The organism is Pseudomonas sp. BN515 (genome assembly GCF_029873155.1).
GTDB lineage: Bacteria > Pseudomonadota > Gammaproteobacteria > Pseudomonadales > Pseudomonadaceae > Metapseudomonas.
On sequence record NZ_SSOH01000071.1, the window covers coordinates 138,808 to 164,212 of the forward strand.

24 protein-coding genes are annotated in these 25,405 nt (G+C 65.7%); 18 read left to right on the plus strand and 6 right to left on the minus strand.

All coding sequences use genetic code 11. The features are described 5' to 3' along the window. Window positions 1-11 precede the first annotated feature (11 nt). A complete protein-coding gene (locus tag E8E91_RS17730; protein ID WP_280377375.1) occupies window positions 12-800 on the plus strand; it encodes a dienelactone hydrolase family protein in 789 nt (262 codons plus the stop codon). A 3-nt stretch (window positions 801-803) separates the two neighbouring features. Further along, window positions 804-1,529 (plus strand): dienelactone hydrolase family protein, encoded by a 726-nt coding sequence (locus E8E91_RS17735; protein WP_280377379.1) that lies wholly within the window; start codon window positions 804-806, stop codon window positions 1,527-1,529. Window positions 1,530-1,796: 267 nt separating this feature from the next. Here E8E91_RS17735 and E8E91_RS17740 read toward each other — a convergent pair whose 3' ends face one another. Together E8E91_RS17740 and E8E91_RS17745 are read right to left on the minus strand one after the other, a co-directional pair. Further along, window positions 1,797-2,657 carry a pirin family protein gene (locus tag E8E91_RS17740; RefSeq protein WP_280377382.1) on the minus strand — a complete coding sequence of 287 codons (861 nt, stop codon included), beginning with the start codon at window positions 2,655-2,657 and terminating at the stop codon, window positions 1,797-1,799. Window positions 2,658-2,677: 20 nt separating this feature from the next. Further along, the gene (locus E8E91_RS17745; protein ID WP_280366064.1) at window positions 2,678-3,097 is read right to left on the minus strand and encodes an OsmC family protein; all 420 of its coding nucleotides are present in this window, start codon (window positions 3,095-3,097) and stop codon (window positions 2,678-2,680) included. A gap of 138 nt (window positions 3,098-3,235) precedes the next feature. Here E8E91_RS17745 and E8E91_RS17750 point away from each other — a divergent pair, with 138 nt between their 5' ends. The 5 genes from E8E91_RS17750 to mddA all read left to right on the plus strand — a co-directional run bounded on the left by E8E91_RS17750 (window position 3,236) and on the right by mddA (window position 9,494). After that, window positions 3,236-4,258 carry an amidohydrolase family protein gene (locus tag E8E91_RS17750; RefSeq protein WP_280377384.1) on the plus strand — a complete coding sequence of 341 codons (1,023 nt, stop codon included), beginning with the start codon at window positions 3,236-3,238 and terminating at the stop codon, window positions 4,256-4,258. A gap of 63 nt (window positions 4,259-4,321) precedes the next feature. After that, window positions 4,322-4,786, plus strand: a complete 465-nt coding sequence (locus E8E91_RS17755) for a DUF3859 domain-containing protein (RefSeq protein WP_271470449.1) — start codon at window positions 4,322-4,324, stop codon at window positions 4,784-4,786. A 65-nt stretch (window positions 4,787-4,851) separates the two neighbouring features. Further along, window positions 4,852-5,571 (plus strand): response regulator, encoded by a 720-nt coding sequence (locus E8E91_RS17760; RefSeq protein WP_280366057.1) that lies wholly within the window; start codon window positions 4,852-4,854, stop codon window positions 5,569-5,571. 227 nt (window positions 5,572-5,798) lie between these two features. Next, window positions 5,799-8,621, plus strand: a complete 2,823-nt coding sequence (locus tag E8E91_RS17765) for a PAS domain S-box protein (RefSeq protein WP_280377386.1) — start codon at window positions 5,799-5,801, stop codon at window positions 8,619-8,621. Window positions 8,622-8,720: 99 nt separating this feature from the next. Further along, window positions 8,721-9,494 (plus strand): methanethiol S-methyltransferase, encoded by a 774-nt coding sequence (gene mddA / locus E8E91_RS17770; protein WP_280377388.1) that lies wholly within the window; start codon window positions 8,721-8,723, stop codon window positions 9,492-9,494. Between the two features lie 73 nt (window positions 9,495-9,567). On the opposite strand, the gene E8E91_RS17775 is transcribed toward mddA, so the two are convergent. The 4 genes from E8E91_RS17775 to E8E91_RS17790 form a co-directional block, all read right to left on the minus strand. Then, window positions 9,568-11,193 (minus strand): methyl-accepting chemotaxis protein, encoded by a 1,626-nt coding sequence (locus tag E8E91_RS17775; protein WP_280377392.1) that lies wholly within the window; start codon window positions 11,191-11,193, stop codon window positions 9,568-9,570. Window positions 11,194-11,382: 189 nt separating this feature from the next. Beyond that, the gene (gene fabB, locus E8E91_RS17780; RefSeq protein WP_280377394.1) at window positions 11,383-12,600 is read right to left on the minus strand and encodes a beta-ketoacyl-ACP synthase I; all 1,218 of its coding nucleotides are present in this window, start codon (window positions 12,598-12,600) and stop codon (window positions 11,383-11,385) included. Between the two features lie 11 nt (window positions 12,601-12,611). Beyond that, complete coding sequence (gene fabA, locus E8E91_RS17785) at window positions 12,612-13,127, minus strand: 3-hydroxyacyl-[acyl-carrier-protein] dehydratase FabA (RefSeq protein WP_044875231.1); 516 nt, start codon at window positions 13,125-13,127, stop codon at window positions 12,612-12,614. A 261-nt stretch (window positions 13,128-13,388) separates the two neighbouring features. Then, a complete protein-coding gene (locus tag E8E91_RS17790) occupies window positions 13,389-15,296 on the minus strand; it encodes an ATP-binding protein (RefSeq protein WP_280377396.1) in 1,908 nt (635 codons plus the stop codon). 322 nt (window positions 15,297-15,618) lie between these two features. Here E8E91_RS17790 and E8E91_RS17795 point away from each other — a divergent pair, with 322 nt between their 5' ends. The 11 genes from E8E91_RS17795 (at window position 15,619) to E8E91_RS17845 (ending at window position 25,284) form a co-directional block, all read left to right on the plus strand. Then, a complete protein-coding gene (locus E8E91_RS17795) occupies window positions 15,619-16,641 on the plus strand; it encodes an NAD(P)H-dependent glycerol-3-phosphate dehydrogenase (protein WP_280377398.1) in 1,023 nt (340 codons plus the stop codon). Window positions 16,642-16,669: 28 nt separating this feature from the next. Then, entirely contained in the window at window positions 16,670-17,017 is a 348-nt protein-coding gene (locus tag E8E91_RS17800) for a DUF4389 domain-containing protein (protein ID WP_280377401.1), read from the plus strand. Further along, window positions 17,014-17,478 carry a phosphohistidine phosphatase SixA gene (sixA, locus tag E8E91_RS17805; RefSeq protein ID WP_280377403.1) on the plus strand — a complete coding sequence of 155 codons (465 nt, stop codon included), beginning with the start codon at window positions 17,014-17,016 and terminating at the stop codon, window positions 17,476-17,478. Before E8E91_RS17800 ends, sixA begins: the two co-directional genes overlap by 4 nt. A gap of 104 nt (window positions 17,479-17,582) precedes the next feature. After that, window positions 17,583-19,250 (plus strand): AMP-binding protein, encoded by a 1,668-nt coding sequence (locus E8E91_RS17810; RefSeq protein ID WP_280377405.1) that lies wholly within the window; start codon window positions 17,583-17,585, stop codon window positions 19,248-19,250. A 50-nt stretch (window positions 19,251-19,300) separates the two neighbouring features. After that, window positions 19,301-19,744, plus strand: a complete 444-nt coding sequence (locus E8E91_RS17815; protein ID WP_280377407.1) for a hotdog fold thioesterase — start codon at window positions 19,301-19,303, stop codon at window positions 19,742-19,744. A gap of 134 nt (window positions 19,745-19,878) precedes the next feature. Next, entirely contained in the window at window positions 19,879-20,682 is an 804-nt protein-coding gene (locus tag E8E91_RS17820; RefSeq protein ID WP_280377410.1) for an AraC family transcriptional regulator, read from the plus strand. Between the two features lie 43 nt (window positions 20,683-20,725). After that, on the plus strand, window positions 20,726-21,376 hold the full coding sequence (locus E8E91_RS17825; RefSeq protein WP_280377412.1) for a LysE family translocator: 651 nt from the start codon (window positions 20,726-20,728) through the stop codon (window positions 21,374-21,376). 85 nt (window positions 21,377-21,461) lie between these two features. Beyond that, window positions 21,462-22,268 (plus strand): alpha/beta hydrolase, encoded by an 807-nt coding sequence (locus E8E91_RS17830; RefSeq protein ID WP_280377415.1) that lies wholly within the window; start codon window positions 21,462-21,464, stop codon window positions 22,266-22,268. After that, entirely contained in the window at window positions 22,265-23,128 is an 864-nt protein-coding gene (locus E8E91_RS17835) for an alpha/beta fold hydrolase (RefSeq protein WP_280377417.1), read from the plus strand. The genes E8E91_RS17830 and E8E91_RS17835 overlap by 4 nt, the downstream gene beginning before the upstream one ends. 167 nt (window positions 23,129-23,295) lie before the next feature. Then, on the plus strand, window positions 23,296-24,099 hold the full coding sequence (locus E8E91_RS17840) for a DUF4892 domain-containing protein (RefSeq protein ID WP_280366026.1): 804 nt from the start codon (window positions 23,296-23,298) through the stop codon (window positions 24,097-24,099). Between the two features lie 99 nt (window positions 24,100-24,198). Next, a complete protein-coding gene (locus E8E91_RS17845; protein ID WP_280377419.1) occupies window positions 24,199-25,284 on the plus strand; it encodes an AI-2E family transporter in 1,086 nt (361 codons plus the stop codon). The last annotated feature ends 121 nt before the right edge of the window (window positions 25,285-25,405 follow it).

The following is a 25,405-nucleotide window of genomic DNA, read 5'->3' on the forward strand; positions in this document are numbered from 1 at the left end:
GGAGATCGTCCATGAACAGATTGCTGCTGCCCTCGCTGCTGTTCGCATTCGCCGGCCCGACCTGGGCGGCCATGGTCACCCAGACGGTGCCTTATGAAATCGACGGCAAGCCGTTCGAAGGCACCCTGGTCTATGACGACGCGGTGAAAACCCCGCGCCCAGGCCTGCTGATGGTGCCCAACTGGATGGGGGTGACGCCGGCCGCTGCCGATCAGGCCAAGGGCATTGCCGGCCAGCGCTACGTGATTTTCATCGCCGACATGTACGGCAAGGGCGTCCGCCCGACCAAGCCGGAGGAAGCCAGGGCTGCCGCCACCTCGGTGCGGGGCGACCGGCCGCTGATGCGCAAGCGCGCCCAGGCCGGGGTCGAGATGCTCAAGGCCCAGGGGGCGAAGGTGCCGCTGGATCTGGCCAGCCTCGGCGCCATCGGTTTCTGCTTCGGCGGTGGCAGTGTGCTGGAGCTGGCACGCTCCGGGGCGCAGTTGAAGGGCTTCGTATCCTTCCATGGCAACCTGGACACACCCAACCCGGCCGATGCCCGCAACATCCGCGCGCCGGTCCTGGTGCTGCATGGTGCCGATGACCCGGCCGTGCCCAAGACTCAGGTGGACGCCTTCACCGCCGAAATGACCGCCGCCAAGGCCGATTGGCAGTTGGTCAGCTACGGAGGCGCGGTGCACTCCTTCACTGAGCCCGGCGCCAACGTGCCGGGGCGCAATGAGTACAACCCCAAGGTCGCAGCGCGGGCCTACCAGGCGATGAACGACCTGTTCGACGAAGTCTTCACCGGTACGAGGTAATCCATGACGCAGATCCAGTCCCAGTCCCTCCGCTACTCGATCGATGGCGTGGCCTTCGAGGGCCGCCTGCTATTCGATGCCGCCGACCCGGCGCCGCGTCCGGGTCTGCTGATGGCCCCCAACTGGTTCGGGGTCAGCGGTGGTGCCGAGGAGCTCGCCGGGCAGGTCGCCGGCCGGGGTTATCGCGTGTTGCTGACGGACGTTTACGGCACGACGGTGCGGCCAGGCAACCCGGCGGAGGCGAGTGCCGCCATGCTGCCACTGAAACAGGACCGCACGCTGTTGCGACGTCGCCTGCTGGCGGCCTTGGAAGCCTTGCGTGGCCAACAAGCGGCTCCCACGGATGCGGCCCGGCTGGCGGCTTTCGGTTTCTGCTTCGGTGGCACCTGCGCGCTGGAATTGGCGCGGGCCGGAGCGCCGCTGAAAGCCGCGGTGTCCTTCCATGGCTCGCTGGATACGCCGGACCCCACTGACGCCCGCAATATCCAGGGAGCCGTGCTGGTGCTGGATGGCGCGCAGGACCCGTTGGTGCCCCGAGACCAACTGCCGGCATTTGCCAGGGAGATGGGCGAGGCGGGCGTGGATTGGCAGCTGCTGAGCTACGGCGGTGCGGTGCATTCCTTTACCGACCCGGCGGCCAACAATCCGGGTACGGCGCAATACAACGCCAAGGTGTCACAACGCGCCTTCGCGGCGATGTACACCCTGCTGGACGAAGTGTTCGCCTGAGCTTCATGCCGTTTGTGGGAGCGAATTCATTTGAACTTGGGAAACCACGTCCTGAGGACGTGGTCATGAGTCATCGGCTCTGCCTGTGACGATTCGACTGCTTGGGCTAGCAGGATGAAGGCGATCGGGTAGGGTGCGCCGTGTGCACCGGCGGTTTGGCCTGGTGCCGAAGCGGGTCTTGAAGTCGGTGCGCACAGCGCACCCTACGGTCCAGACCGGGCGAAAGAGGTCGGCGTTGTGCTCGGTAGTGGATTCGCCCCTACACCATCAGCGCGGCAATTCGATCCGGCTGGTTTCCCCCGGCACCACAGGCCAGTCACCGGCCGCCCAGCGACTGCGTGCCTGGTCGATCAGTTCCGGGCTGCTGGACACGAAGTTCCAGTTCATCCTCCGTGGCCCGTCGAGCGGTGCGCCACCGATCATCACCAACTGGCAGCCGCTGCAGGCAGAAAGCACGAACTCCACGCCTTCCGGCAGCACTACCAGGCTGCGCGGTTCCAGCGGCTGGTCGTCCAGCAGTGCTTCACCTTCCAGCAGGTAGAGCGCCCGCTGCGGATGCTCGCAGGGAATGGTCAGGGTGGCACCGGCTTCCAGTTGCAGGTCGGCGTAGAGGGTAGGGGAAAGCACTGGAACCGGGGATTCCAGGCAGAAGCCGTTGCCGGCGATCAGGCGGATGCGCACGCCGAGGGCGTCCTGAGTCGGCAGGCTGGCGGTCGGGTGATGGCTGTAGCTGGGCTCGCAGTCTTCCAGTTCCTTCGGCAAGGCGAGCCAGACTTGCAGGCCATGGGCACGGGAACCGCTGGCCACGAGGTTGGCCGGGGTGCGCTCGACATGGGCGACGCCGCGTCCGGCGGTCATCCAACTGACGTCACCCGGCTTCACCAGTTGGTCCGAACCCAGGCTGTCCTTGTGCTGCAGCTCGCCCTCGAACAGGTAGGTGAGGGTGGAGAGGCCGATATGCGGATGCTGGCGCACGTCCATGCCCGCACCGGGGCCGTAGTCCGCTTCCAGCATGTGGTCGAAGAACACGAAGGGCCCGACACTTCGGCACTGGGCCGAGGGCAGCGGACGGAGAATCGGTTGCCCGGCGACCTCTTCGGCGCGCGGGCGAATGGTGAGGATGTTCATGCTCGGACTTCCTGCGCAGGTCACTGGCTGAAGTTGCCTTCGGCGAGGCGCGTTTCGATGCTCACTTCCACCTGGGTCATCAGCTTGTGCACCGGGCACTTGTCGGCGATGCGCAGCAGGGTGGCGCGTTGTTCGTCGCTGAGGGGGCCGCGCAGGGTCAGCTTCACGTCCAGGCGGTAGTGTCCCTTGCGTTCCTCGCTATCGTCGCGGTTCACCTCGACGTCCACGCCGGTCAGCGGAATGCCGTTCTTTTGCGCGTAGTAGGTGACGGTCAGGGCCTTGCAGCTGCCCAGGGCGGCATCGAAGTAGTCATGGGGCTCCGGGTCCGCACCGGCACCACCCAGATCTGTCGGCAGGTCGGTGAACAGCGGTGCCTTGCCGTCCAGTTCGATGCGCTGGCGAGTGCCGGTGGCGGAATCACGGGTGAGACGGATAGTCATCGAGGGCCTCCTGGCCAGTGAGCGATTGAGTCCCGCTAGGCTAGCGCAAAGGCTGGCGGCCGGGCAGCGGCTTGTGGTGTTGAACACAGCCATCGCGATGTCGGTCCAAGGTCATTCACCCATCCCGGAGGACGAGCCTTGTACCGACTGAAGACCAGTCTCGCCGCGCTCCTGCTGGTGCTGGCGATTCCCGGCGAAGCGCGCGATTACCGCTACAGCGACGCCCATTTGCATTACGTGGATTTCTTCCAGGAAAGCGACGGAATGCAGTCCCTGCTGCAGGCGATGGACAAGGGCGGCATCGACCATGTGATGATTTCCGGCATTCCGGTGGCAAAGAAGTGGCACGAGGACGAACCCAAGCGCCCGCGCTACTACGCCGGCGACGACGCCGATGCCTACTGGTACAGCGCCACCGACGTGCTGGTGGCCGCTGCGGTCAAGCAACTGCCGGACGAACAACGCAAGCGCTTCCATCCCTTTCTCAGCGGCTTCAACCCCAACGACAAGAACTCCGATGCCCATATCCGCCGCATGCTGGAGCTGGACCCGGGGCTCTGGCAGGGGATTGGCGAAGTCTTCACCCGCCACGACGACCTCACCGCCCTGATCGACGGCGACACGCCACGGGCCAACAACGAGGCCATGGGCCGCATCTATCACCTGGCCGCCGAATACGACCTGCCGGTGCTGCTGCACTCCAACATCACCTCCAAGCGCGAACGCAATCCGCTGTTCCTGCAGGAGGTGGAAGAACCGCTGCGCAACCATCCCCATGTGCGTTTCATTTGGGCCCACGCCGGCTCCAGCATGGAAATCCACCGCCACCAGACGAAGCTGGATTTCCTCCTGCCCACCCTGGAACGCCTGCTGGCGGACTACCCCAACCTCTACATCGACCTCTCCTGGAGTGTGCTGGAACCCTACCTGCTGGACGCCGACGGCAAACCGGATCGCCGCTGGCTGGCACTGGTGGAGCGCCATCCGGAGCGCTTCATGCTGGGCTCGGATGTAGTGGGTCGCTTCGATGGGTTGGGGGATTACCTGTCAGCCTACCGGCCCTTCCTGGATGCCTTGCCGGAGCCAGTGGCGCGCAAGGTGGCGCGGGACAATTTCCTCGCCGTGCTGCCCCGAAAACAGGGGAATGCCGCAGCGCAGTGAGCCTGTCACGAGGTTGTCATGACCGCGTCATAACCTCGCGCCACCGCAAACAAGGAGCGCGACATGATCCCCTTTCGAATGACAGCACTCGTGGCCCTCGGCCTGGCTTCCGGCGTTGCCCTGGCTGACGTGCGCGTGGAAGGTCCGGTGGAATACGGCATCTTCGAATCCCAGTACCAGGACTATCAGCCGGGCGAGCGCGTGCTGACCCGCAGCAACCAGACGATCCAGCCGACCGACGAAATCCCGGCCAAGCTGGGTACCAAGTTCGGCATGCGCTACACCCTGGTCGGCAAGCAGGAAAAGGACACCCCGCTGACCCTGCTTTACCTCACCCCCGGCGTAGTCAGTCCGGACGGCAAGCGCCACGACAAGTTCGTCGTGGAGCAGAAGATGGCACCCGGCGCTCCCACCGACGTGATGGCCTTCGAGTTCACCGAGCACTACGAAGTGGTGCCGGGCGAGTGGCAATTCATGGTCTTCCAGGGCGACCGCCTGCTGGCCCGCCAGAGCTTCACCGTTCGCTGATCCCGCGTGCGTCGTAATGGCGCGCTATAGTCGCTGGGTCTGAAGCAGGCGCGAGGCGCGGGCCCATGGCCGAACAGATCAGCATCCTGGTGGTGGACGACGACGAGGCAATCCGCGAAATGCTGCTGGATTACCTCGGCGGCCAGGGTTACCAGGTCCAGGCCGTGGCCGACAGCGGCCAGCTGCGTGCGCGGCTGGCCGAGGCGCTGCCCGACCTGGTGCTGCTGGACGTGGGGCTGCCGGGCGAAGACGGCCTGAGCCTGGCGCGTTACCTGCGCGAACATCACGACCTGCCGGTGATCATGGTGTCCGGCGCCGGCACGCCGCTGGACCGTATCGTCGGCCTGGAAGTCGGGGCCGATGATTATCTGGCCAAACCCTTCGACCCGCGCGAGTTGCTGGCTCGGCTCAAGACCGTGCTACGGCGCTATCGCCGCAATCCGGCACCAGCCGCCCAGCCTGTCGCGGACAACGACAGCCCTTGCCTGCAACTCGGCCTGTGCCGTCTCGACCTGCAAAGCCGCCAGCTGTTCGACGCCTCGGGCGAGGAAATCCCCCTGACCGCCATGGAGTTCGACCTGCTCCAGGCCTTCGCGCAGCGCCCCAACCGGCCGCTGTCCCGCGACCAGTTGCTGAACCTCACCCAGCACCGCGACTGGAATCCCTTCGACCGTTCCATCGACATCCGTATCGCCCGCCTGCGCCGCAAGCTGGAACAGGACCCGGACAAGCCGCAGATCATCCGCACCGTGCGTGGTGTGGGCTACATGTTCGTGCCGGGCTGAAGCGTAAGGCTGTAGGGGCGAATTCATCGATCCAGGAGCCTTGTAGGAGCTGGCTTGCTAGCGAAAAAGGGGCCATTCGCTGGCAAGCCAGCTCCTACGGGTTACAACACTGAATTCGCCCCACGTCAGCTCTTTGTTTCAATTGTTTCAATGGCAACCCGGGCCGTTCGGCCGTAGCCGGGCTGTTCCATAATCAGGCAAGTCCGCCAACCCCGGAGGGCCTTACGGTGAGCCAGCCCCTGACCAGCCGCTTTGCCATCAGCGCTGAAGAGCATCGCTTGCGGCAGATCGTCGACAGCAGCAGTGCGGTGATCTACGTGAAGGACCTCGACGGCCGCCTGGTGCTGGTCAACCGGGCCTTCGAGCGCTTGTTCAAGGTCCGCGCCGATCGGGTGCTGGGGCACACCGACCACGAGTTCTTTCCCCCGGAAATCGCCGACGTACTGCGCGCCAACGACCTGAGGGTGATCCAGCTCGGTCACGAACTGGAGTTCGAGGAGCAGGTGCCCATGGGCGGCAGCATCCGCACCTATCTGTCGAACAAGTTCCCGCTCTTCGATGGCGACGGCCGGGTCAGCGCCATCTGCGGCATCTCCACCGACATCAGTTCCCGCAAGAGCCTGGAAGAGGTGCTGCGCTTCGTGGCCCTGGGTGTGTCTGCCGCCACAGGAAACGAGGTGTTCGAGGCAATCGCCCGCTACATGGTGCGTTCGTTGAACGCCGATTTCGCCTTCGTCAGCCGCATCAGCGACGAAGGGCCGCAAAGCCTCACCACCCTGGCCCTCTACTACGGCGGGACGTTGCACGAGAACGCCACGTACTCCCTCAAAGGCACGCCCTGCGCCGAGGTGTTCGGACGCAGCTTCCACTTCGTGCCCCGCGACCTGCGCAGTTCCTACCCCACGGACGAGGTGCTGGCTGCCTTTGGCGTCGACAGCTACGCGGGCTACCCGCTGTTCGCCAGCGATGGCCGGCCGCTGGGCCTGATCGCCGCCGGCCGGCTGGGGCCGATGTCGGACCGCGACAAGGTGGAATCGGTGCTGCGCATCTTCTCGGTACGGGCAGCGGCGGAAATCGAACGGTTGGAGGCGGAAGCCAGCTACCGGGCAATCTTCGATACCTCCGAGGATGCCATCTTCGTCCATGACATCGAGAGCGGCGCCCTGGTGGACGTCAACCCCAAGGCCTGCCGTGCCTACGGTTACAGCTACGAGGAAATGCTCAAGCTGGACATCGATGCCTTCAGCGCCGGCTACGCGCCCTATACCGGCAAGGAGGCGGCCGGCTACCTGGCGCGTGCGGCTGCCGGCCAGGTGCAGCGCTTCGAATGGCACCGGCGCAACCGTGACGGCAGCCTGCACTGGGACGAGGTGCTGCTCAAGCGTGTGGCCATCGGCGGTATCGACCGCATCCTCGGCATCACCCGCGAGATCACCCAGCGCAAGGAGGCCGAGCAGGCCCTGCGCGCCAGCGAGATGCAGTACCGCGCCATCACCAATACCGCCCTGGATTGCTTCATCAGCATGGACGAGGCCGGGCGGGTGCTGGCGTTCAACCCGGCCGCCGAGCAGTGCTTCGGTATCAGTCGCGAACAGGCGCTGGGGCACTCGTTGCTCAAGCTGATCATCCCGCCGCGCTTCCGCGAGGCCTACGAGCACGCCCTGGAGCACTACCTGCAGACCGGTCACGGCGCCTTCCTCGGCAAACGCATGGAGGTAGTGGCGCAGCGTGCCGACGGACGTGAATTCACCGCCGAACTGGCCCTGACCCAGGTACCGGGGGACGAGGGGCCGCGCTTCATCTGCTACCTGCGCGATATCACCGAGCGCACCGAGGCCGAGGAAGAGCGCGCCCGCCTGGAGCAGCAACTGCGCCAGGCCCAGCGCATGGAGGCGATCGGGCATCTGACCGGGGGCATCGCCCACGACTTCAACAACCTGCTGACCAGCATGCTGGGCTACACCGTGATGGCCCAGGAACTGGCGGAGCAGGGCGGCGACGAGCGCCTGGGCAAGTACCTGTCGCGGGTGCAGCGTTCGGCGGAAAAGGCCCGCGACCTGATCCAGCAGATGCTCACTTTCAGCCGGGGCAGCCGCGGCAAGCCCCAGGTGGTCGCGCTGGACCTGTTGCTGGGGGATTTCATTCGCCTGGTGGAGTCCACCTTGCCGGCCACGGTGGAGCTGGAAGTACAACTCGATCACGACCTGCCACGGGTGCTGGCCGATCCGGTGCAGCTGGAGCAGGTGCTGATGAACCTCTGCATCAATGCCCGCGATGCCATGGGCAGCGTCGGCCAGTTGCGGGTGAGCCTCGGCCAGCAGGAGCTGGAGGGCGTCTGCGCCTCCTGCCAGCAGCGGATCAAGGGCCGGTACGTGGCACTGACCGTCAGCGACAGCGGTCCGGGGATCGACCCGGCGCTGCGGGTGCAGATCTTCGAGCCGTTCTTCTCCACCAAGGCCACGGGCCAGGGCAGCGGAATGGGCCTGTCCATGGTGCACGGCATCGTCCATGAGTACGGCGGCCATATCCATCTGGACAGCACGCCGGAGCAGGGCGCCACCTTCCGCGTGCTGATGCCGGCCCACAGCCCGGCGGCGAAGGGGGAGGAGGCCAGTGCGCCGATTGTCGCCCGGCCACCCCTGCGCTCGGCCCTGTGCGGCCGTGTTGCGGTAGTGGACGACGATGCCACGGTGGCCGAATTCATGGGGGAACTGCTGGAGGGCTGGGGGCTGGAGCCCGGCATCTTCTGCGATGCGGAGCAGGCCAGCCAGGTGCTCTGCGCCGATCCTTACGCCTGGGACTTCGTCATCCTCGACCAGAGCATGCCGCGCCTGTCCGGCCTGCAATTGGCGCGGCGCCTGCTGGCGTCCCGTGCCGATCTGCCCATCGTGCTCTACACCGGCTTCAGCGACTCCCTGCTGGAGAGCGAAGTGCAGCAACAGGGCGTCAAGGCGCTGCTGACCAAGCCGCTGGACCAGCAGCGCTTGCACCAACTGTTGCACGCTTGGCTGGAGAGTCCCAGGAGCGGATACAAAGCGGAAACAAACTGAGCGCTATCAGCCATCGGGCTGATACAGGCCGGGGCGAAGCTGGTGTCCAAGGCGGAGCGGAGCGATCCCGCCGACCAGAATCCCCGGCAGGAGCGCATCATGTTCACCTACTTCAAGCGCATTTCGATCTTTTCCTATGGTCTGATCAGCTACCTGATCTTCTTCGCCACCTTCGTCTATTCCATCGGCTTCATCGCCAACTTGCCGTTCGCGCCACGAACCCTGGATGGCGAGCCGCGCCTGCCGTTCTGGACCGCCCTGGGAATCGACGTGTTGTTGCTGACCATCTTCGCCGTCCAGCACAGCCTGATGGCCCGGCCGGCCTTCAAGGCCTGGTGGACCCAGTGGGTATCGCCAGCGGCCGAGCGCAGCACCTACGTGCTGTTCTCCAGCCTGGCGCTGATCCTGCTGTACAGCTATTGGCAGCCGCTCGGCGGTGAAATCTGGAACATCGAGAACCGCTCCGGTCGTCTGGTGATGGGCGCGACCTTCGGATTCGGCTGGGCGCTGGTGTTCTACGCCACCCTGCTGATCAATCACTTCGACCTGTTCGGCGTGCGCCAGGTCTGGCTCAACCTGCTGGGCAAGCCCTACACCGAGCTGGAGTTCAAGACGCCGGGAGCCTACAAGCTGGTACGCCACCCGCTCTACCTGGGCTGGTTCCTGTGCTTCTGGGCCACCCCGACCATGAGTGCGACCCACCTGCTGTTCGCCGTGCTGACCAGCATCTACATCCTGGCGGCCATCCAGCTGGAAGAGCGCGACCTGCTGCGGGCGCATCCGGAGTACGCGGACTATCGCAACCAGGTGCCCATGCTGCTGCCGCGTATCGGTGGGCGGGAGAAGGCGGCGGGCGACCGCGAAGCGGCCTGATCGCCGGGAACAGAGAAGGGCGCCTTAGTGGCGCCCTTTTTCATGTTTGGCGATGGAGGGCGGGGCTCGGAAGTCAGACCACGAAGCGCGCGATCATGCCGTTGAGCTCTACCGCCAGGCGCGACAACTCATGGGTGGCGGCGGAGGTCTGGTTGGCGCCGGCCGAGGTCTGCACCGAGATATCGCGGATGTTCACCAGGTTGCGGTCTACCTCGCGGGCCACCTGGGCCTGCTGCTCGGCGGCGGTGGCGATCACCAGGGTGCGCTCGTTGATCTCGCCGGCTTGTCGGGCGATTTCCTGTAGGGCCTGGCCGGCGCTTTCCGCCAACTTGACCATATCCTGAGCATGGGTATCGCTCTGGTTCATCGCACTGACCGCTGCATCGGAGCCGGCCTGGATGGCGGCGATCATCTGTTCGATCTCGCGGGTCGACTCCTGGGTGCGGTGGGCGAGGGCACGGACCTCGTCGGCCACCACGGCGAAGCCGCGCCCCTGTTCACCTGCACGGGCCGCCTCGATGGCAGCGTTGAGGGCCAGCAGGTTGGTCTGCTCGGCGATGGAGCGGATTACGTCCAGCACAGTGGCAATGCCCTGGGCCTGCTCAGCGAGGTCCGCCACCATGTGCGTGGAACGGGTGACTTCCTCGCCCATGCCGCGAATGGCCTGGACGGTTTCCTCCACCTGTTCGCGGCCGCTGAGCGCGACGCCTTCCGACGTGGTGGCGGCCTCGGAAGTGGAGGCGGCATTGCGCGCCACTTCTTCCACCGCCGCGCTCATCTGGTTGACCGCTGTCGCGGCCATCTCGATCTCGTCGTGTTGGCGGCTCAGCGAACGGTTGCCTTCCTCTGTCACCGCATTGAGCTCTTCCGCTGCCGAGGCGAGCTGGGTGGCGGAATGGCCGATCTGTTCGATGGTGTCGCGCAGGGACTGTCGCATGGACTGCAGGGCCTGCATCAGCCGGGCTGGTTCGTCGCGGCCGGTGCTGTCCAGCTCACCGGTGAGATCGCCGCCGGCCACCCGTTCTGCGGTGCGCATGGCTTCGCGGATAGGGCCGACGATGCTCTGGGTCAGCAGCCAGGCGATGGCGATGCTGGCCAGGACCGCCAGCAGCATGACCAGCACGACGGAGCGGGTGGCATCGCTCACCACTTCGTCGCCGCGGCGGCTGGATTCCCGCGCCTGGCTTTGGTCGAGGTCGATCAATGCGGCGAGGCTGCGCGACAGGGTTTCGTAGCGCTGGTACTGCTCGCCACGAATCAGCGCGTAGGCGCGCTCGGTGTCGTTCTGGCGCGACAGCTGCAGCAGGGCCTCGTGGCTGTTCATGTAGTCGCGGCTGGCGCTGAGTACTGCCTCGAACAACTGCTTCTCCTCCGGCAGCTGCAGCAATGGCTGGTATGCCTTTTCCACCGCTGCAAGCTCGCCGAGCAGTTTGTCCATGCGTCGCTCCTGGGCATTCATGGTGTCGCGGTCCTGAGCCAGTACGTGGTTCATCTCGCTGAGGCGGAACGTGGCCATGAGCAGAGCCATCTGGCCGGAGGCCTCGACGCTGGGGAGCCAGATTTCGCTGATCTCGGTGGAGGCCTCGTTGATGGCCTCCATGCGGTTGTGGGCGAAGCCACCGAGACCGACCAGCATCAGGGTGATGATGGCGAAGCCGATGGCGGCACGGTAGGCGATGGGCAATTGGCGAAGGAACATGGGTCTACTCCGATCCGGGACGAAAAGGGTGTTGCTGGTCCCTGTAGCGGAGGAGGGCGGCGCTTCTTGATGGCGGAACAGACGGTTCGGAAAGGTCCTACAGATCTAATGGAATTAGTTGAGGCGCCATAAACGACAACGCCCGTATCCGGGGGGATACGGGCGTTGTGGATACCGCCGGGTCTGGGATCAGCCGTTGAAGCGGCGCAGTACCAGGGTGGCGTTGGTGCCGCCGAAGCCGAAGCTGTTGGACATGACGGTGTCAATCTGCACGTTCTCGCGGGTCTCGCGCAGGATCGGCAGATCGGCCACTTCCGGGTCCAGCTCGTCGATGTTGGCCGAACCAGCCATGAACTTGCCTTCCATCATCAGCAGGCAGTAGATGGCTTCCTGTACGCCAGCGGCGCCCAGGGAGTGACCGGACAGGCTCTTGGTGGAACTGATGGCCGGGGCCTTGTCGCCGAACACTGCGCGCACGCCGCGGATTTCCGCCACGTCGCCCACCGGGGTGGAGGTGCCGTGGGTGTTCAGGTAGTCGATCGGGGTGTCGACGGTGGACAGCGCCTGCTGCATGCAGCGGATGGCGCCTTCGCCGCTCGGGGCGACCATGTCGTAGCCGTCGGAAGTCGCGCCGTAGCCGACGATCTCTGCGTAGATCTTGGCGCCACGCTTCAGGGCGTGTTCCAGCTCCTCGACAACCACCATGCCACCGCCGCCGGCGATGACGAAGCCGTCACGCTTGGCGTCGTAAGCGCGGGAAGCGCGCTCAGGGGTTTCGTTGTACTGGGTGGACAAGGCACCCATGGCGTCGAACAGGCAGCTCTGGCTCCAATGCTCTTCTTCACCGCCGCCGGCGAAGACCATGTCCTGCTTGCCCAGCTGGATCTGCTCCATGGCCTGGCCGATGCAGTGCGCGCTGGTGGCGCAGGCCGAGGAGATGGAGAAGTTCACGCCCTTGATCTGGAAGGGGGTGGCCAGGCACGCGGAAACGGTGCTGCCCATGGTGCGGGTTACGCGGTATGGGCCGATGCGCTTGACGCCCTTCTCGCGCAGGGTGTCGATGGCTTCCATCTGGTTGACGGTGGAAGCGCCACCGGAGCCGGCGATCAGACCCACGCGCGGGTTGGAGATCTGCTCGGCGCTCAGGCCGGCGTCTTCGATAGCCTGCTGCATGGCCAGGTAGGCATAGGCAGCGGCATCACCCATGAAGCGGAAGAGCTTGCGGTCGATCAGCTCTTCCAGGTTCAGGTTGACCGAGCCGGACACCTGGCTGCGCAGACCCATCTCGGCATAGGACGGGTTGTGGCGAATACCGGCCTTGCCGGCGCGCAGGTTGGCGGAAACAGTGGCTTTGTCATTGCCCAGGCACGAAACGATGCCCAGGCCAGTGATCACGACGCGACGCATGCGGATGTCCTTCAGAAACTGTCGGTAGAGGTGAACAGGCCGACGCGCAGGCCTTCGGCGCTGTAGATCTCGCGGCCGTCGACGGCAACGGTGCCATCGGCGATACCGAGGATCAGCGAACGATTAATAGTGCGCTTGATGTGGATGGTGTAGGTGATCTTTTTCGCGGACGGCAGGACCTGGCCGAAGAATTTGACTTCGCCGGAGCCGAGGGCGCGGCCACGGCCGGGGTTGCCCTGCCAGCCGAGGAAGAAACCGACCAGCTGCCACATGGCGTCGAGGCCGAGGCAGCCGGGCATGACCGGGTCGCCTTCGAAGTGGCAGGCGAAGAACCACAGGTCAGGGTTGATATCGAGCTCGGCGACGATCTCGCCTTTGCCGTACTTCCCGCCGGTTTCGCTGATATGCACGATGCGGTCGATCATCAGCATGTTGGGGGCGGGCAGTTGCGCATTACCAGGGCCGAACAGCTCGCCGCGACTGCAGCGCAGCAGGTCTTCCCGGGTATAGGCGTTTTGTTTGGTCATGCGAGCTCCTCAATGGTCCCCGTCTGGCACAGGGCGTTGCATTCATCCTTCTGCCGTGGCCGTTGTGGGGGGCGTCATGCGGCAGACTAGTCATAGACTGTTGCGTTGCGGTGAAAGTCACAGAATGCCGAGCACAGTCGTTCACCTGGTGTGACCACAGCCCGTCGCGAAGGGCTGCCGGGGGACCTCCCGCGCGCAAAGCGTCTCGCACTTTAACATTCCCGGACACTCGACGAATGTCTGGAAACGGCACCAATCGTTTCAGTCCGACGGCTTGCTCAGCCAGCGCTGCATGACCCGCAGCAGGTCAGCCCGTTTGAAGGGTTTGGCCAGGTAATCGTTCATTCCCGCGGCCAGACAGGCCTCGCGGTCGCCCTGCAGGGCATTGGCGGTCAGGGCAATAATCGGCAGCGTGGCGCCGCCATTCATCTGGCGAATCTGGCGCGTGGCCTCGTAACCGTCGAGAACCGGCAGGCGGCAGTCCATGAGGATGGCTGCATAGTGATGGCGCGAGGCTTGATGCACCGCCTGGGCGCCGTCGCCCACCAGGCTTACCTGATAGCCGAGGCTGCGCAGCATGGCCTCGATCACGGTCTGGTTCACCGGGTTGTCCTCCACCAGCAGCACGTGCTGGCCGGTACCCGCGCCATGTCCATGGGCCTGGTCGCCCAGCGTTTCCGAGCTCTGGGGACGGAACGGCAGGGGAATTTCCAGGGTGAAGATCGAACCCGAGCCTTCATGGCTCTCGGCACGCAAGGTGCCGCCCATGCGTTCGGCCAGGGTGCGGGCGATGGGCAGCCCGAGACCGGTGCCGCCGTAACGGCGGGAAATCGAGTGATCGGCCTGCTGGAAGGCGTCGAACATATGTTCCAGGCGGTCCGGCGGGATGCCGATGCCGCTGTCATGGACCGCGCAGGTGAGCCAGAGCACTTCGCTGTCCAGCGCCTGCCAGCGGGTTTCCACCTTGATGCCGCCTTCTTCGGTGAATTTCAGGGCATTACCCACCAGATTGACCAGGATTTGCCGCAGGCGCGTCGGGTCGCCGTGCACCTCGACCCGCTCCAGGCCTTCCTGGGTGTCCAGGCTCAGGGCCAGCCCGCGCTGCTGGGCGCTGTGCTGGAACACCTGTACCGAGCCGAGGATCAGGTCCAGCAGGTTGAAGGGGATGCGCTCCAGTTCCAGCGCGCCGCGCTCGATGCGGGAGAAATCGAGAATGTCGTTGATCACCTTCAGCAGGTGCTCGGTGGATTCTGTGGCCAGTGCCGCGTACTCGGCCTGTTCATCGGTCATCTCGGTGGTTTCGAGCAGCTGCAGCATGCCCAGGACGCCGTTCATGGGGGTGCGCAGTTCGTGGCTCATCATTGCCAGGAAGTCGGATTTGGCGCGGTTCGCCATTTCCGCTTCCTCGCGCGCCTTGATCAGCTGGCCCATCGCCTGCTGCTGCTCCTGGCTGGCCTGTTCGAGGCCGCCGGCGAGGTTGTTGATGTGGCGGCTGAGGTCGCCCAATTCGCTGTCATCTACCACGGGCAAGCTGGCGTTGTAGTTGCCATCCTGGATGGCCTTGACCGCGTCGCCCATGGCGCTGATGGGCTGCGACAGGCGGGTGGCCAGGCGGCGGGCAAGGAGGAAGGTGAGGAGCAGCGCAATCAGGGCCAGCACTGTGGCCTTGAGGAGGATTTCCTGCTGGCGGCTGCTGAAGGCGTCGTTGGACATGCCGACCACGACGCGGCCCAGGTAGTTGCTATCGCTGCTGCGGCCGTCGACCCTGGCGTGGGTGCGTTGGGCCTGCAGGTGGAGTTGCTGCTGGATGATGGGTGCGTGGAAGACCTCCACTTGGGTGCCGCTCTTTTCCAGGCTTTCCTGCTGTTCCAGGTAAACGAGGATGTTGTCGGCGCGGTCGCGTACTTCCAGGAAGCGCACGTGGGGTGTGCCCAGGCTGGCCTGGAGCAGGCCCTCCAGGACTTCCAGGTTGCCGGTGACCACACCGTATTCCGCCGCCGGGGCAAGTTGGCTGGCGATCAGTTGGCCGGTGTGGTTCAGCTCCTGGCGCAGGTCCTGCAAACGGGCGAACGTGAAGAAACCGGTGAGCAACAGGGTCAGTAATAGTGCCGGACCGAGGCTGATGAGCTGGGTGCGGGTATGGATGTCCCAGCGGCGCCGCAAGGTCATGGGTGCGCCGCTCCTTGAGCTGCGGGAGGTGTCGGGCGTCGGGGGGCGGGTGGGCACATCTTCCTATTGCCTCGGTGCGGGGTCATCCGTGGAGCGGTTCTATGCTGGAACTTTAGTCCCGTTGCGCCCCGATGCTGGGGGAAATTTTGCTGCGTCGAGGTTGCCTGGGAACCAAGTGGCGCTCTCGACGCCCAAAACTGCGGCATCTTAACCGAGGATGGGGGCTTTTCCAGCGCAAAGGCCCCGGATAGAGGCTGGCTGGCCAGCGGCGCCTCCGTATAATGCGCGGATTCGCCATTCCTATGGCCTACATGGACCCGTTATGACTGAACAGCAACCCGTTGCGGTGCTCGGCGGCGGCAGCTTCGGCACCGCCATCGCCAACCTGCTGGCCGAGAATGGCCAGCGTGTGCGCCACTGGATGCGCGACCCGGAACAGGCCGAGGCGATCCGTACCCAGCGCGAGAACCCGCGCTATCTCAAGGGTGTGACGATCCTTCCCAGCGTGGAACCGGATACCGACCTGTCCGGCGTGCTCGCCGACTGCGAGCTGGTGTTCGTGGCCTTGCCGTCCAGCGCACTGCGCAAGGTGCTGGAGCCGGTGGCCGGGCAACTGGCGGGCAAGCTGCTGGTCAGCACCACCAAGGGCATCGAGGCGCAGAGCTTCAAGCTGATGAGCCAGATTCTTGAGGAAGTGGCCCCGGATGCCCGCATCGGCGTGATCTCCGGCCCCAACCTGGCCAAGGAAATCGCCGACCACGCGCTGACCGCCACTGTGGTCGCCAGTGAGGACGCCGAACTCTGCAAGCGCGTGCAGTCCGCCCTGCACGGGCGCACCTTCCGCGTCTACGCCAGCCAGGACCGCTTCGGCGTCGAGTTGGGCGGCGCCCTGAAAAACGTCTACGCCATCATCGCCGGCATGGCCGCCGCGCTGGACATGGGCGAGAACACCAAGAGCATGCTGATCACCCGCGCCCTGGCGGAAATGACCCGCTTCGCGGTCAAGCTCGGCGCCAACCCCATGACGTTCCTCGGCCTGGCCGGCGTGGGCGACCTCATCGTCACCTGCTCCTCGCCCAAGAGCCGCAACTACCAGGTGGGCTACGCGCTGGGCGAAGGTCTGTCGCTGGAAGACGCCGTGGCGCGCCTGGGGGAGGTGGCCGAAGGCGTCAACACCCTCAAGGTGCTCAAGACCCGTGCCGAGGAGCTGCAGGTCTACATGCCGCTGGTCGCGGGTCTGCATGCCATCCTTTTCGAGGGGCGTACGCTGGCCCAGGTGATCGAGTTGCTGATGCGCGGCGAGCCCAAGACCGACGTAGACTTCATTCCAACCACCGGTTTCTGATTCACCCTTTCGGACAAGGAGATCCCCCATGAGTGAAGAGCGCGAAGACCTGCAGCGCGAACACATCCTGCTGCGCGTCCTGTGGATGCTCATTTTCGTCATCGTCTGGCAGTTGGCCGAGATCGTCCTCGGCGCCGTGGTGCTGCTGCAACTCGGCTACCGCGCGTTCTACGGCGCGCCCAACAGCAGCCTGCTGTCCTTCGGCGACAGTCTCAGCCAGTACCTGGCGCAGATCGGCCGCTTCGGCACCTTCAACACCGAAGAGAAGCCCTGGCCCTTCGCCGATTGGCCCGAAGCCAGCGCCCCCCAGGGCGAAGCCGCACACGAAGTGCCGCCGGCCGCCCACCCGGTGCGTGACGAAGAGCCGAAGCTATGAGGCTCTGGCTGCTGCGCCACGGTGAGGCCGAGCCCCGCGCCGTTACCGATGCGCAGCGCGAGCTGACCCGTCACGGCCGCAAGGATGTGCTGCAGACCGCAGCCGTGCTTGCCGGTCGGCCGCTGGGGGCGATTCTCGCCAGCCCGTACGTGCGGGCGCAGCAGACTGCTGAACTGGTTCGTGATGCCCTGGGCTTCAACGCCGCGGTTGGGACAGTCCCCTGGCTGACCCCCGACAGCGACCCGCGGGAAGCCCTCGACTTCCTCGCCGAGCGCGGTGAACAGGACCTCTTGCTGGTCACCCACAACCCCTTCGTCAGCGACCTCGCGGGCTTCCTCATCCACGGCCATCGCCAGGAACCTGTGCCCATGGGCACGGCCAGCCTGGCCGAGCTGGAAGGCGATCTGCTGGTCCCCGGGCTGATGTCCCTGCGCACCGTGCATCACGTTCGCCGTCACTGACGAATCGCAACATTTCTTAACTTGCGCCTCCTCCGGGTGCGTGGAATAGTCGCCCAAGCAAGTGCTTGGTTGTCCCCCACAAAAAGAACAAAGGAGGAGGCCCTGTGGCTGATGCAGTCCGTTTGCCGCTTGAAGTGTTTTTTGAGCGTGAAGCCCGTCACCCGAACAAGCGCTACCTGGTCCAGCCGCTAGGCGGTGGAAGGATCGAGGAGCTGACCTGGGGTGAAGTAGGCGAGCAGGCCCGCCGGGCCGCCAGTTGGCTGCGAGGGCGCGACCTGCCCCAGGGCAGCCGCATCGCAATCATCTCCAAGAACTGCGCCCATTGGATCATCGCCGACCTCGCCATCTGGATGGCCGGCCACGTTTCCGTTCCCCTGTATCCCAACCTCACCGCCGAATCGGTCCAGCAGGTGCTGGCGCATTCCGAATCGGCGCTGGCCTTCATCGGCAAGCTCGACGATTGGTCGGCGATGGCGAACGGCGTGCCCGAAGGCGTTCCAACCATCGCGCTACCGATCCATCCGGCCGGCGAGTTCGACTTCAACTGGGCCGACCTGCAGGCCGTCAACCCGATCCAGGACAGCCCCCGCAGCGCCCCGGATCAACTCGCCACCATCATCTATACCTCCGGTACCACCGGCACGCCCAAGGGCGTGATGCACAACTTCAGCAACTTCGCTTTCGCCGCCACCCACGGCATGGACATGTTCCAGACCGGCGAGGAAGACCGCCTGCTGTCCTACCTGCCGCTGTGCCACGTGGCCGAGCGCATGTTCGTTGAAATGGGTTCGCTCTACGCCGGGCAGACGGTGTTCTTCGCCGAAAGCCTGGAAACCTTCCTCGACGACCTGCGCCGTGCCCGTCCGACGGCCATCTTCGGCGTGCCGCGGATCTGGACCAAGTTCCAGATGGGCGTCTACGCGAAGATGCCGGCGAAGAAGCTCGACCGCATGCTCGGGCTGCCCATCATCGGCCGCATCGTCGGTCGCAAGGTGCTCGCCGGCCTCGGCCTGGATGCCGTGCGCAACGCCCTGTGTGGCGCGGCGCCGGTACCCGGGGCACTGTTGGACTGGTACAAGCGCCTCGGCCTGGAAGTGCTGGAGGTCTACGGCATGACCGAGAACTGCGGCTACTCCCATCTGTGCCGCAAGGGCGAAGTGATGCCCGGCTGGATCGGCCGCAACAGTCCCGGCGTGGAAGTCCGCATCAGCGAGGAGGGGGAAGTGCTGGTCCGCAGTGGCGCCACCATGCAGGGCTACTACAAGGACTCGGCAAAGACCGCCGAAACCATCACGGTGGACGGTTACCTGCGCACCGGCGACAAGGGCGAGCAGGACGCCAAGGGCAACCTGCGCCTGACCGGACGCATCAAGGAAATCTTCAAGACCAGCAAGGGCAAGTACGTGGCTCCCGCACCCATCGAGAATCGCCTGGCCGTGCATCCGCGCATCGAGCAGGTGTGCGTGGTGGGCGACGGCCTGCCGCAGCCGATGGCGCTTTGCGTGCTGTCTGAGGTGGGGCGCCGGGAAGCGGCGAACGGAGCCCGCGCCGATCTGGAAATCAGCCTGCGCAGCCTGCTGGAAGAGGTCAATGGCGATCTCGACAAGCATGAGCGCCTGCAGGGGCTGGTGCTGGTCAAGGACGTCTGGGCCGTGGACAACGGTTTCCTCACGCCGACGCTGAAGATCAAGCGCAACATCGTCGAAGATGCCTACGGCAAGCGCTTCCCCGAATGGCTCGAACGCCAGGAAGCAGTCGTCTGGCACGAATGAATCCGCCTGGCCGGGAACTCGTGTCCCGGCTCCCCACAAGGAGTGACCCCATGGGCCTGTGGAATCAAACCCCGGATCTTGCGCAACTCAACGAATCCCTGAAGAACACCATCGGCGAAGGCCTGGACATCCGCTTCGAGTCCTTCGACGAGCAATCCCTGACCGCCAGCATGGTGGTCGACCCGCGCACCCACCAACCCTACGGCCTGCTTCACGGCGGCGCGTCGGTAGTGCTGGCGGAAACCCTGGGTTCTACCGCCAGCTACCTGTGCATCGACACCAGCCGCTTCTACTGCGTCGGCCTGGAAGTGAACGCCAACCACCTGCGCGGTCTGCGCAGTGGCCGCGTCACTGCCGTCGCCCGGCCGGTGCACCTGGGGCGCACCACCCACGTGTGGGACATCCGCCTGGCCGGGGAAGACGGCAAGCCGAGCTGCATTTCCCGCCTGACCATGGCCATCGTCCCATTGGGTGCCGAGCCTCCACGTGCGTAGGGTGGGCTTCAGACCACCCTACAAGGAGGTCGTCCGTACACCCCCGTAGGATGGGTGGAGCGAAGCGATACCCATCAACCAACCCCGCAATTTTGTCCAAGAACCACCCGGCGCCACGGAGTAAAGTGGCGCCCATGGACCAGACTCATCACATCCCCAGCTGCCTGCCCGGCGTTCGTCTGATCGACGCGCAGCACCAGCGCTTCAGCTTCCCCCGGCACTTCCACCTGGAGTACCACCTGGGGCTGGTTGTGCGTGGCCGGCAGCGTTATCTGCACCAGGGTGAAAGCCATCAGGCAGACACCGGGGATCTGCTGCTGATGGCGCCGGAGCAGATCCACGATGGCGCTGGCGTCGATGGCCAGGGTTACCAGATCCGCGTGCTGGCCTTTGATCCGCATTGGCTGGACGAAGCCAGCCGCACCCTCAGCGACGACCGCCAGGGTGCGCCGCGCCTGACCACCAGCATCCTTCGCGACGCCGGGCTGCGCAGCCAGCTGCAGGGCCTGCACGGCGCGCTGATCGCGGGCTCGCGGCTGGAGCAGGAGAGCCTGTTGTGGCCGGCCCTGGCCAACCTGCTCGGGCAGGGCTCCACCTTGCGAGTCCGGGAGCCGGAGCAAGGCTTTGACGGGCGTACCTGGGCGCGGTTGCGGGAGTGGCTCGAATCGCGGCTGGACTCGCCACCCTCCCTGGAGGAACTGGCGGCGTTCTGCGGCCTCAGCCCCTGGCAGGCGTTGCGGCGCTTCAATCGCCAGTGCGGACTGCCGCCTCACCAGTGGCTGACCCAGTTGCGCCTGGAACGTGCCCTGCCACGGGTGCTGCGCGGCGAGAACCTGAGTGAAGTGGCCCTGGACCTGGGCTTCTACGACCAGGCGCATTTCTCGCGGCTGTTCCGCCGTACCTACGGCCTGCCGCCGGCGAAGCTGCGCAGCCGCTGATCCGCCCAGACCGCTGAATCCCCCTACATCCTGGAGAACTTCCATGCAGGAGACTTCCGTCTTGCTGTCGCTGGCGGCCGTGTTCGCCATCGCCCTGGTCAGCCCCGGCCCCGACGTGGCACTGGTGGTCCGCACCGCCGTACACCAGGGGCGCCGTGCCGGCTTGCTTAGTGCCCTGGGCCTTGCCTGCGGCATCCTCATCCACGGCACCCTGGTGCTGACGGGTGTGGCCTTGCTGGTCAGCCGTTCGCCCATTCTCTTCGACCTGTTGCAACTGCTGGGAGCGAGCTACCTCGGCTGGCTCGGCGTCGGGGCCGTGCGCGGCTGGTTCCGGCGCGGGCAGGGCGACGGGGGAACCCTCGGCGGTGAACTCTCATCTTCCAGCCTGGGTCCCTGGCTGCGGGGCCTGGCCACCAACCTGTTCAACCCGAAGGCGCTGGTGTTCTTCCTCGCGCTGCTGACGGGACTGATCCCGACGGATATGTCCGCTGCCGGCAAGTTCGGCGCCGCCGCGATCCTCTTCGGCATGGGCCTGGCCTGGTTCAGCCTGCTGGGACTGGCGCTCACCCGTGCCAGCAACCAGCAGCGCCTGCTGCGTGCGGCCCCGGCCATCGACCTGGCGTGCGGACTGGTGTTCCTGCTGGTGGCCCTGGGGCTGGTGGGGCGGCTGCTGGCACCGGGCTTTTGGCAATAGCGCCATCATCACTGGCGGTTACAGTCATTGCCGCGCTGGCGGGGCTGCCGGAGAATCTCCGGCATTCCCCGACGAGCTGGACGCCATGTCGCACACCATCTTCTTCGCCCATGCCAACGGATTCCCTTCGGCCACCTACGGCAAGTTGTTCTCCGCCCTGGCGCCGGACTTCCGCGTCGAGCACCTGGAGCAGCACGGCCACGACCCGCGCTTCCCGGTGAACGACAACTGGGAAAACCTGGTGGACGAACTCATCCACCACCTGCAAGAACGCGGTGAGCCGGTGTGGGGGCTGGGACACTCCCTCGGCGGCGTGCTGCATTACCACGCCGCGCTACGTCGCCCCGACCTCTATCGCGGCGTGGTGATGCTGGACTCGCCAGTGCTGACCCTGGCCGACCGCATCGTCATCCGCGCCGCCAAGCGCTTCGGCTTCATCGACCGCATCACTCCCGCCGGCCGCACCCTCGGCCGCCGCGAAGAGTTCGGTGATTTCAGCGAGGCCCGCGACTACTTTGCCGGCAAGACCCTGTTCCGCCGCTTCGACCCCGAGTGCCTGGATGCGTATGTCCGGCACGGCCTGGCGCGTCAGGGCGAATCCCTGCGGCTGAAGTTCGACGCTGCCACTGAAATCAGTATCTACCGCAGCGTGCCCCATCGCATTCCGGGCAAGCCGCAGCAGCTCAAGGTGCCCCTGGCACTGGTGCGCGGGCGCCACAGCAGGGTGGTGCTGCCGCACCATGCGCGGCTGGTGAAGCGGGTGCCGCAAGGGGAGTACCTGTCATTGCCGGGCGGGCACATGTTCCCTCTGGAACGCCCGCAGGAAACCGCCGAATTGCTCAAATCCGTATTCGGCCGCTGGGACGGCCGCCACCAGGAGGCCAGTGCATGACTGCCCAGGTCCAGGAAATCCGCCTCAACCTGCCTCATATCGAACTGGCCGCGCACCTCTACGGCCCCGAAGACGGCCAGCCGGTGATCGCCCTGCACGGCTGGCTGGACAACGCCAACAGCTTCTCCCGTCTGGCGCCGCGCCTGCCGGGGCTGCGCATCGTCGCCCTGGACTTCGCCGGTCACGGGTTGTCCGCCCACCGCGCGCCGGGCGCCAGTTACCTGCTGTGGGACTACGCCGCCGATGTGCTGCTGGTGGCCGAACAGCTGGGCTGGGAGCGCTTCTCCCTGCTGGGGCACTCCATGGGCGCCATCGTCTCGGTGATGCTGGCCGGCGCCATGCCCGAGCGGGTCGAGCGTCTGGCCCTGATCGACGGCCTGATGCCCTACACCGGCGAAGCCGAGCAGGCCCCGGCCAAACTGGGCGAGGCGTTGCGCGCGCAGCTCGCCCTGGCCGGCAAGCGCAAACCGGTCTACGCGGCCATCGATCGTGCCGTCGAGGCGCGAATGCATGGCACCGGTGGGGTCAGCCGCGAGGCCGCCGAGCTGCTCGCCGAACGTGGCCTGATGCCGGTGTCCGGCGGCTACACCTGGCGCACTGACAGCCGCCTGACGCTGCCGTCACCACTGCGCCTCACCCGCGCCCATGCCCTGGCTTTCGCCCAGGCCGTGAAGTGCCCGGCCATGCTGGTCTTGGCCGAGCAGGGCCTGCTGCACACCGAGCCCAGGTTCGCCGGGCTGGTGGAAGGGCTGGCGATAGACGTGCGCCGCCTGCCCGGCAAACATCACCTGCACCTGGACGACGAGGCCGGTGCCCAGGCCGTAGCAGACTGTTTCAATCCCTTCTTCGCCGTTCCTTGACTTGCACCCGCCAACCGGGAAGGCTGGCGGCTTTTGGTCAGGGAACAGCAGGATGGTCGACCTGTTCGACGCCGTTGCGCAGGGGGCGCCTTCGGTAGGGAGCGGCAGGAAAAGACCGGAAAGCTGGTCCAGACTGCTCACTCCAGGACATATCGTTAAGGATGCGCATGCGCCTCACCCTTCTTGCCGGCCTGCTGCTGGCAGCATCCGCCCAGGCATCCGACCTGCCTGACAGCCACGACCTGGCGGCGCTGCCGCGCTTCCCCCATGCGGAGATCACTGATTTCCGCGAGAGCCCGGACCAGGAACGGGTCTACCCGCAGAGCGCCATCCGCCGCATCAGCAACCAACTGCGCATGGAGCGCAAGGTCGACGCCGAAGGCCGGCAGACCTCGGTGACCTACCGCCTGCCCACCGACCACAGCTCGAACGAAGCCTTCGACCGTGCCCGCAAGGACCTGCTGGAAAGCGGCGCCGAGCTGCTCTACTGGTGCCAGGGGCGCGACTGCGGCTCCAGCAACCTCTGGGCCAATGCCGTCTTCGGCAACTCCAAGCTGTTTGGCCCGGACGAACAGCAGGCCTACCTCCTGCTGCGCCTGGCTGAACCCCGCCAGGACAGCCTCCTGGCCCTCTACAGCATCACCCGCGGCAACCGCAGGGCCTACCTGCACGCCGAGCAGCTCGATGCCAATGCGCCCCTGGGCGAACTGCTGCCCACCCCCGACACCCTGATGCGTGAACTCAAGAGCAGCGGCGAGCTGCACTTGGCGCGCCTGCCCGACCAGCCTTCAGAGGCCTGGGCGACCCTGCTGGGACGCTGCCTGAACCTCGACAGCACCCTGCGCATCAGCCTGGCCGGGGCCGGTGCCGAAGCCTGGCGCGAAGCGCTGGTGGGGCAGGGTGTGCGCGCTGCACGACTGGAACTGGGCGAGGGCAGGGAGCCCGGCCTGCACCTGAACCTGCTGCGCTGAGAAACCCTCGACAGCAGTCTCTATGCTTGTGACTGCCACGCGCATATCGCGTGATGGCAGGTACGGCCCTTTCTTTCTGATCGCCGGAGTGACCCTGGGATGCTCAACAACGACCGACTACTGGTGCAGATCCTCCTGCTCGCCTTGCTCGGTGCCAGCCTCTGGGTGCTCGCGCCCTTCGTCTCGGCGCTGTTCTGGGCCGCGGTGCTGGCGTTTGCCAGCTGGCCGCTGATGCGTCTGCTCAGCAGTGCGCTGAAAGGACGCGAATCTGCTGCCGCCGCTCTGCTGACCGCAGGCTGGATGCTGCTGGTGGCGTTGCCGCTGGCGTGGCTGCTGGGCAACCTGGCTGAGCATGTACGCGACGCTACCGAGCTGGCGAAGAACGTCCAGATGGAGGGCCTGCCGCCACCGCCGGAGTGGCTGCATCAGGTACCGCTGTTGGGTGAACGCTTGGTGCGTGCCTGGCATTCCATCGACGCCCAGGGCGCAGCCTTCTTCGCCAGTCTCAAGCCCTATATGGGGCAGGCCGGCAATTGGGTATTGGCGCGTACCGCGCAGATCGGCGGCGGGATGGTCGAGTTGGTGCTCAGCCTGGTGCTGGTGTTCTTTTTCTATCGCGATGGTCCGCGCATGGCACTGTTCGTTGAAAAGGCCCTGGAGCGCCTGATCGGCGACCGCGCCGAGCATTACCTGGGCCTGGTGGCCGGTACCGTGCAACGGGTGGTCAACGGCGTGATCGGCACCGCTGCCGCACAAGGTCTGCTCGGTCTCATCGGCTTCTGGATCGCTGGTGTGCCCGGCGCCTTGGTGTTGGGCATCGTCACCTTTGCCCTCAGCCTGATCCCCATGGGGCCGCCGCTGGTCTGGGTGCCTGCAACGGCCTGGCTGGCCTGGCACGGCGACTACGGCTACGCGGTGTTCCTCGGCATCTGGGGCATGTTCGTCATCAGCGGCGTGGACAACGTGCTCAAGCCCTACCTCATCAGCCGCGGCGGCAACCTGCCGCTGGTGGTGGTGCTGCTGGGCGTGTTCGGCGGCATCCTCGCCTTCGGCTTCATGGGCCTGTTCCTCGGTCCGACCCTGCTGGCGGTGGCCTACAGCCTGATCTCCGACTGGATCGGCCATGCCCAGCCGCAGCTGGTGGTTCCGCCTGAGGTCAAGGACCAGGAAAACCGACCATCCTGAGCTTGCCGCAGGGGAGGAACTACACCCGTGCGGGAACCCTTCCGGGATAGCAGGATGAAGCCGATCCCGGAATCGGTGCGCACAGCTCACGCTTCATGACCTAATGGCGAACCTGCGGTCC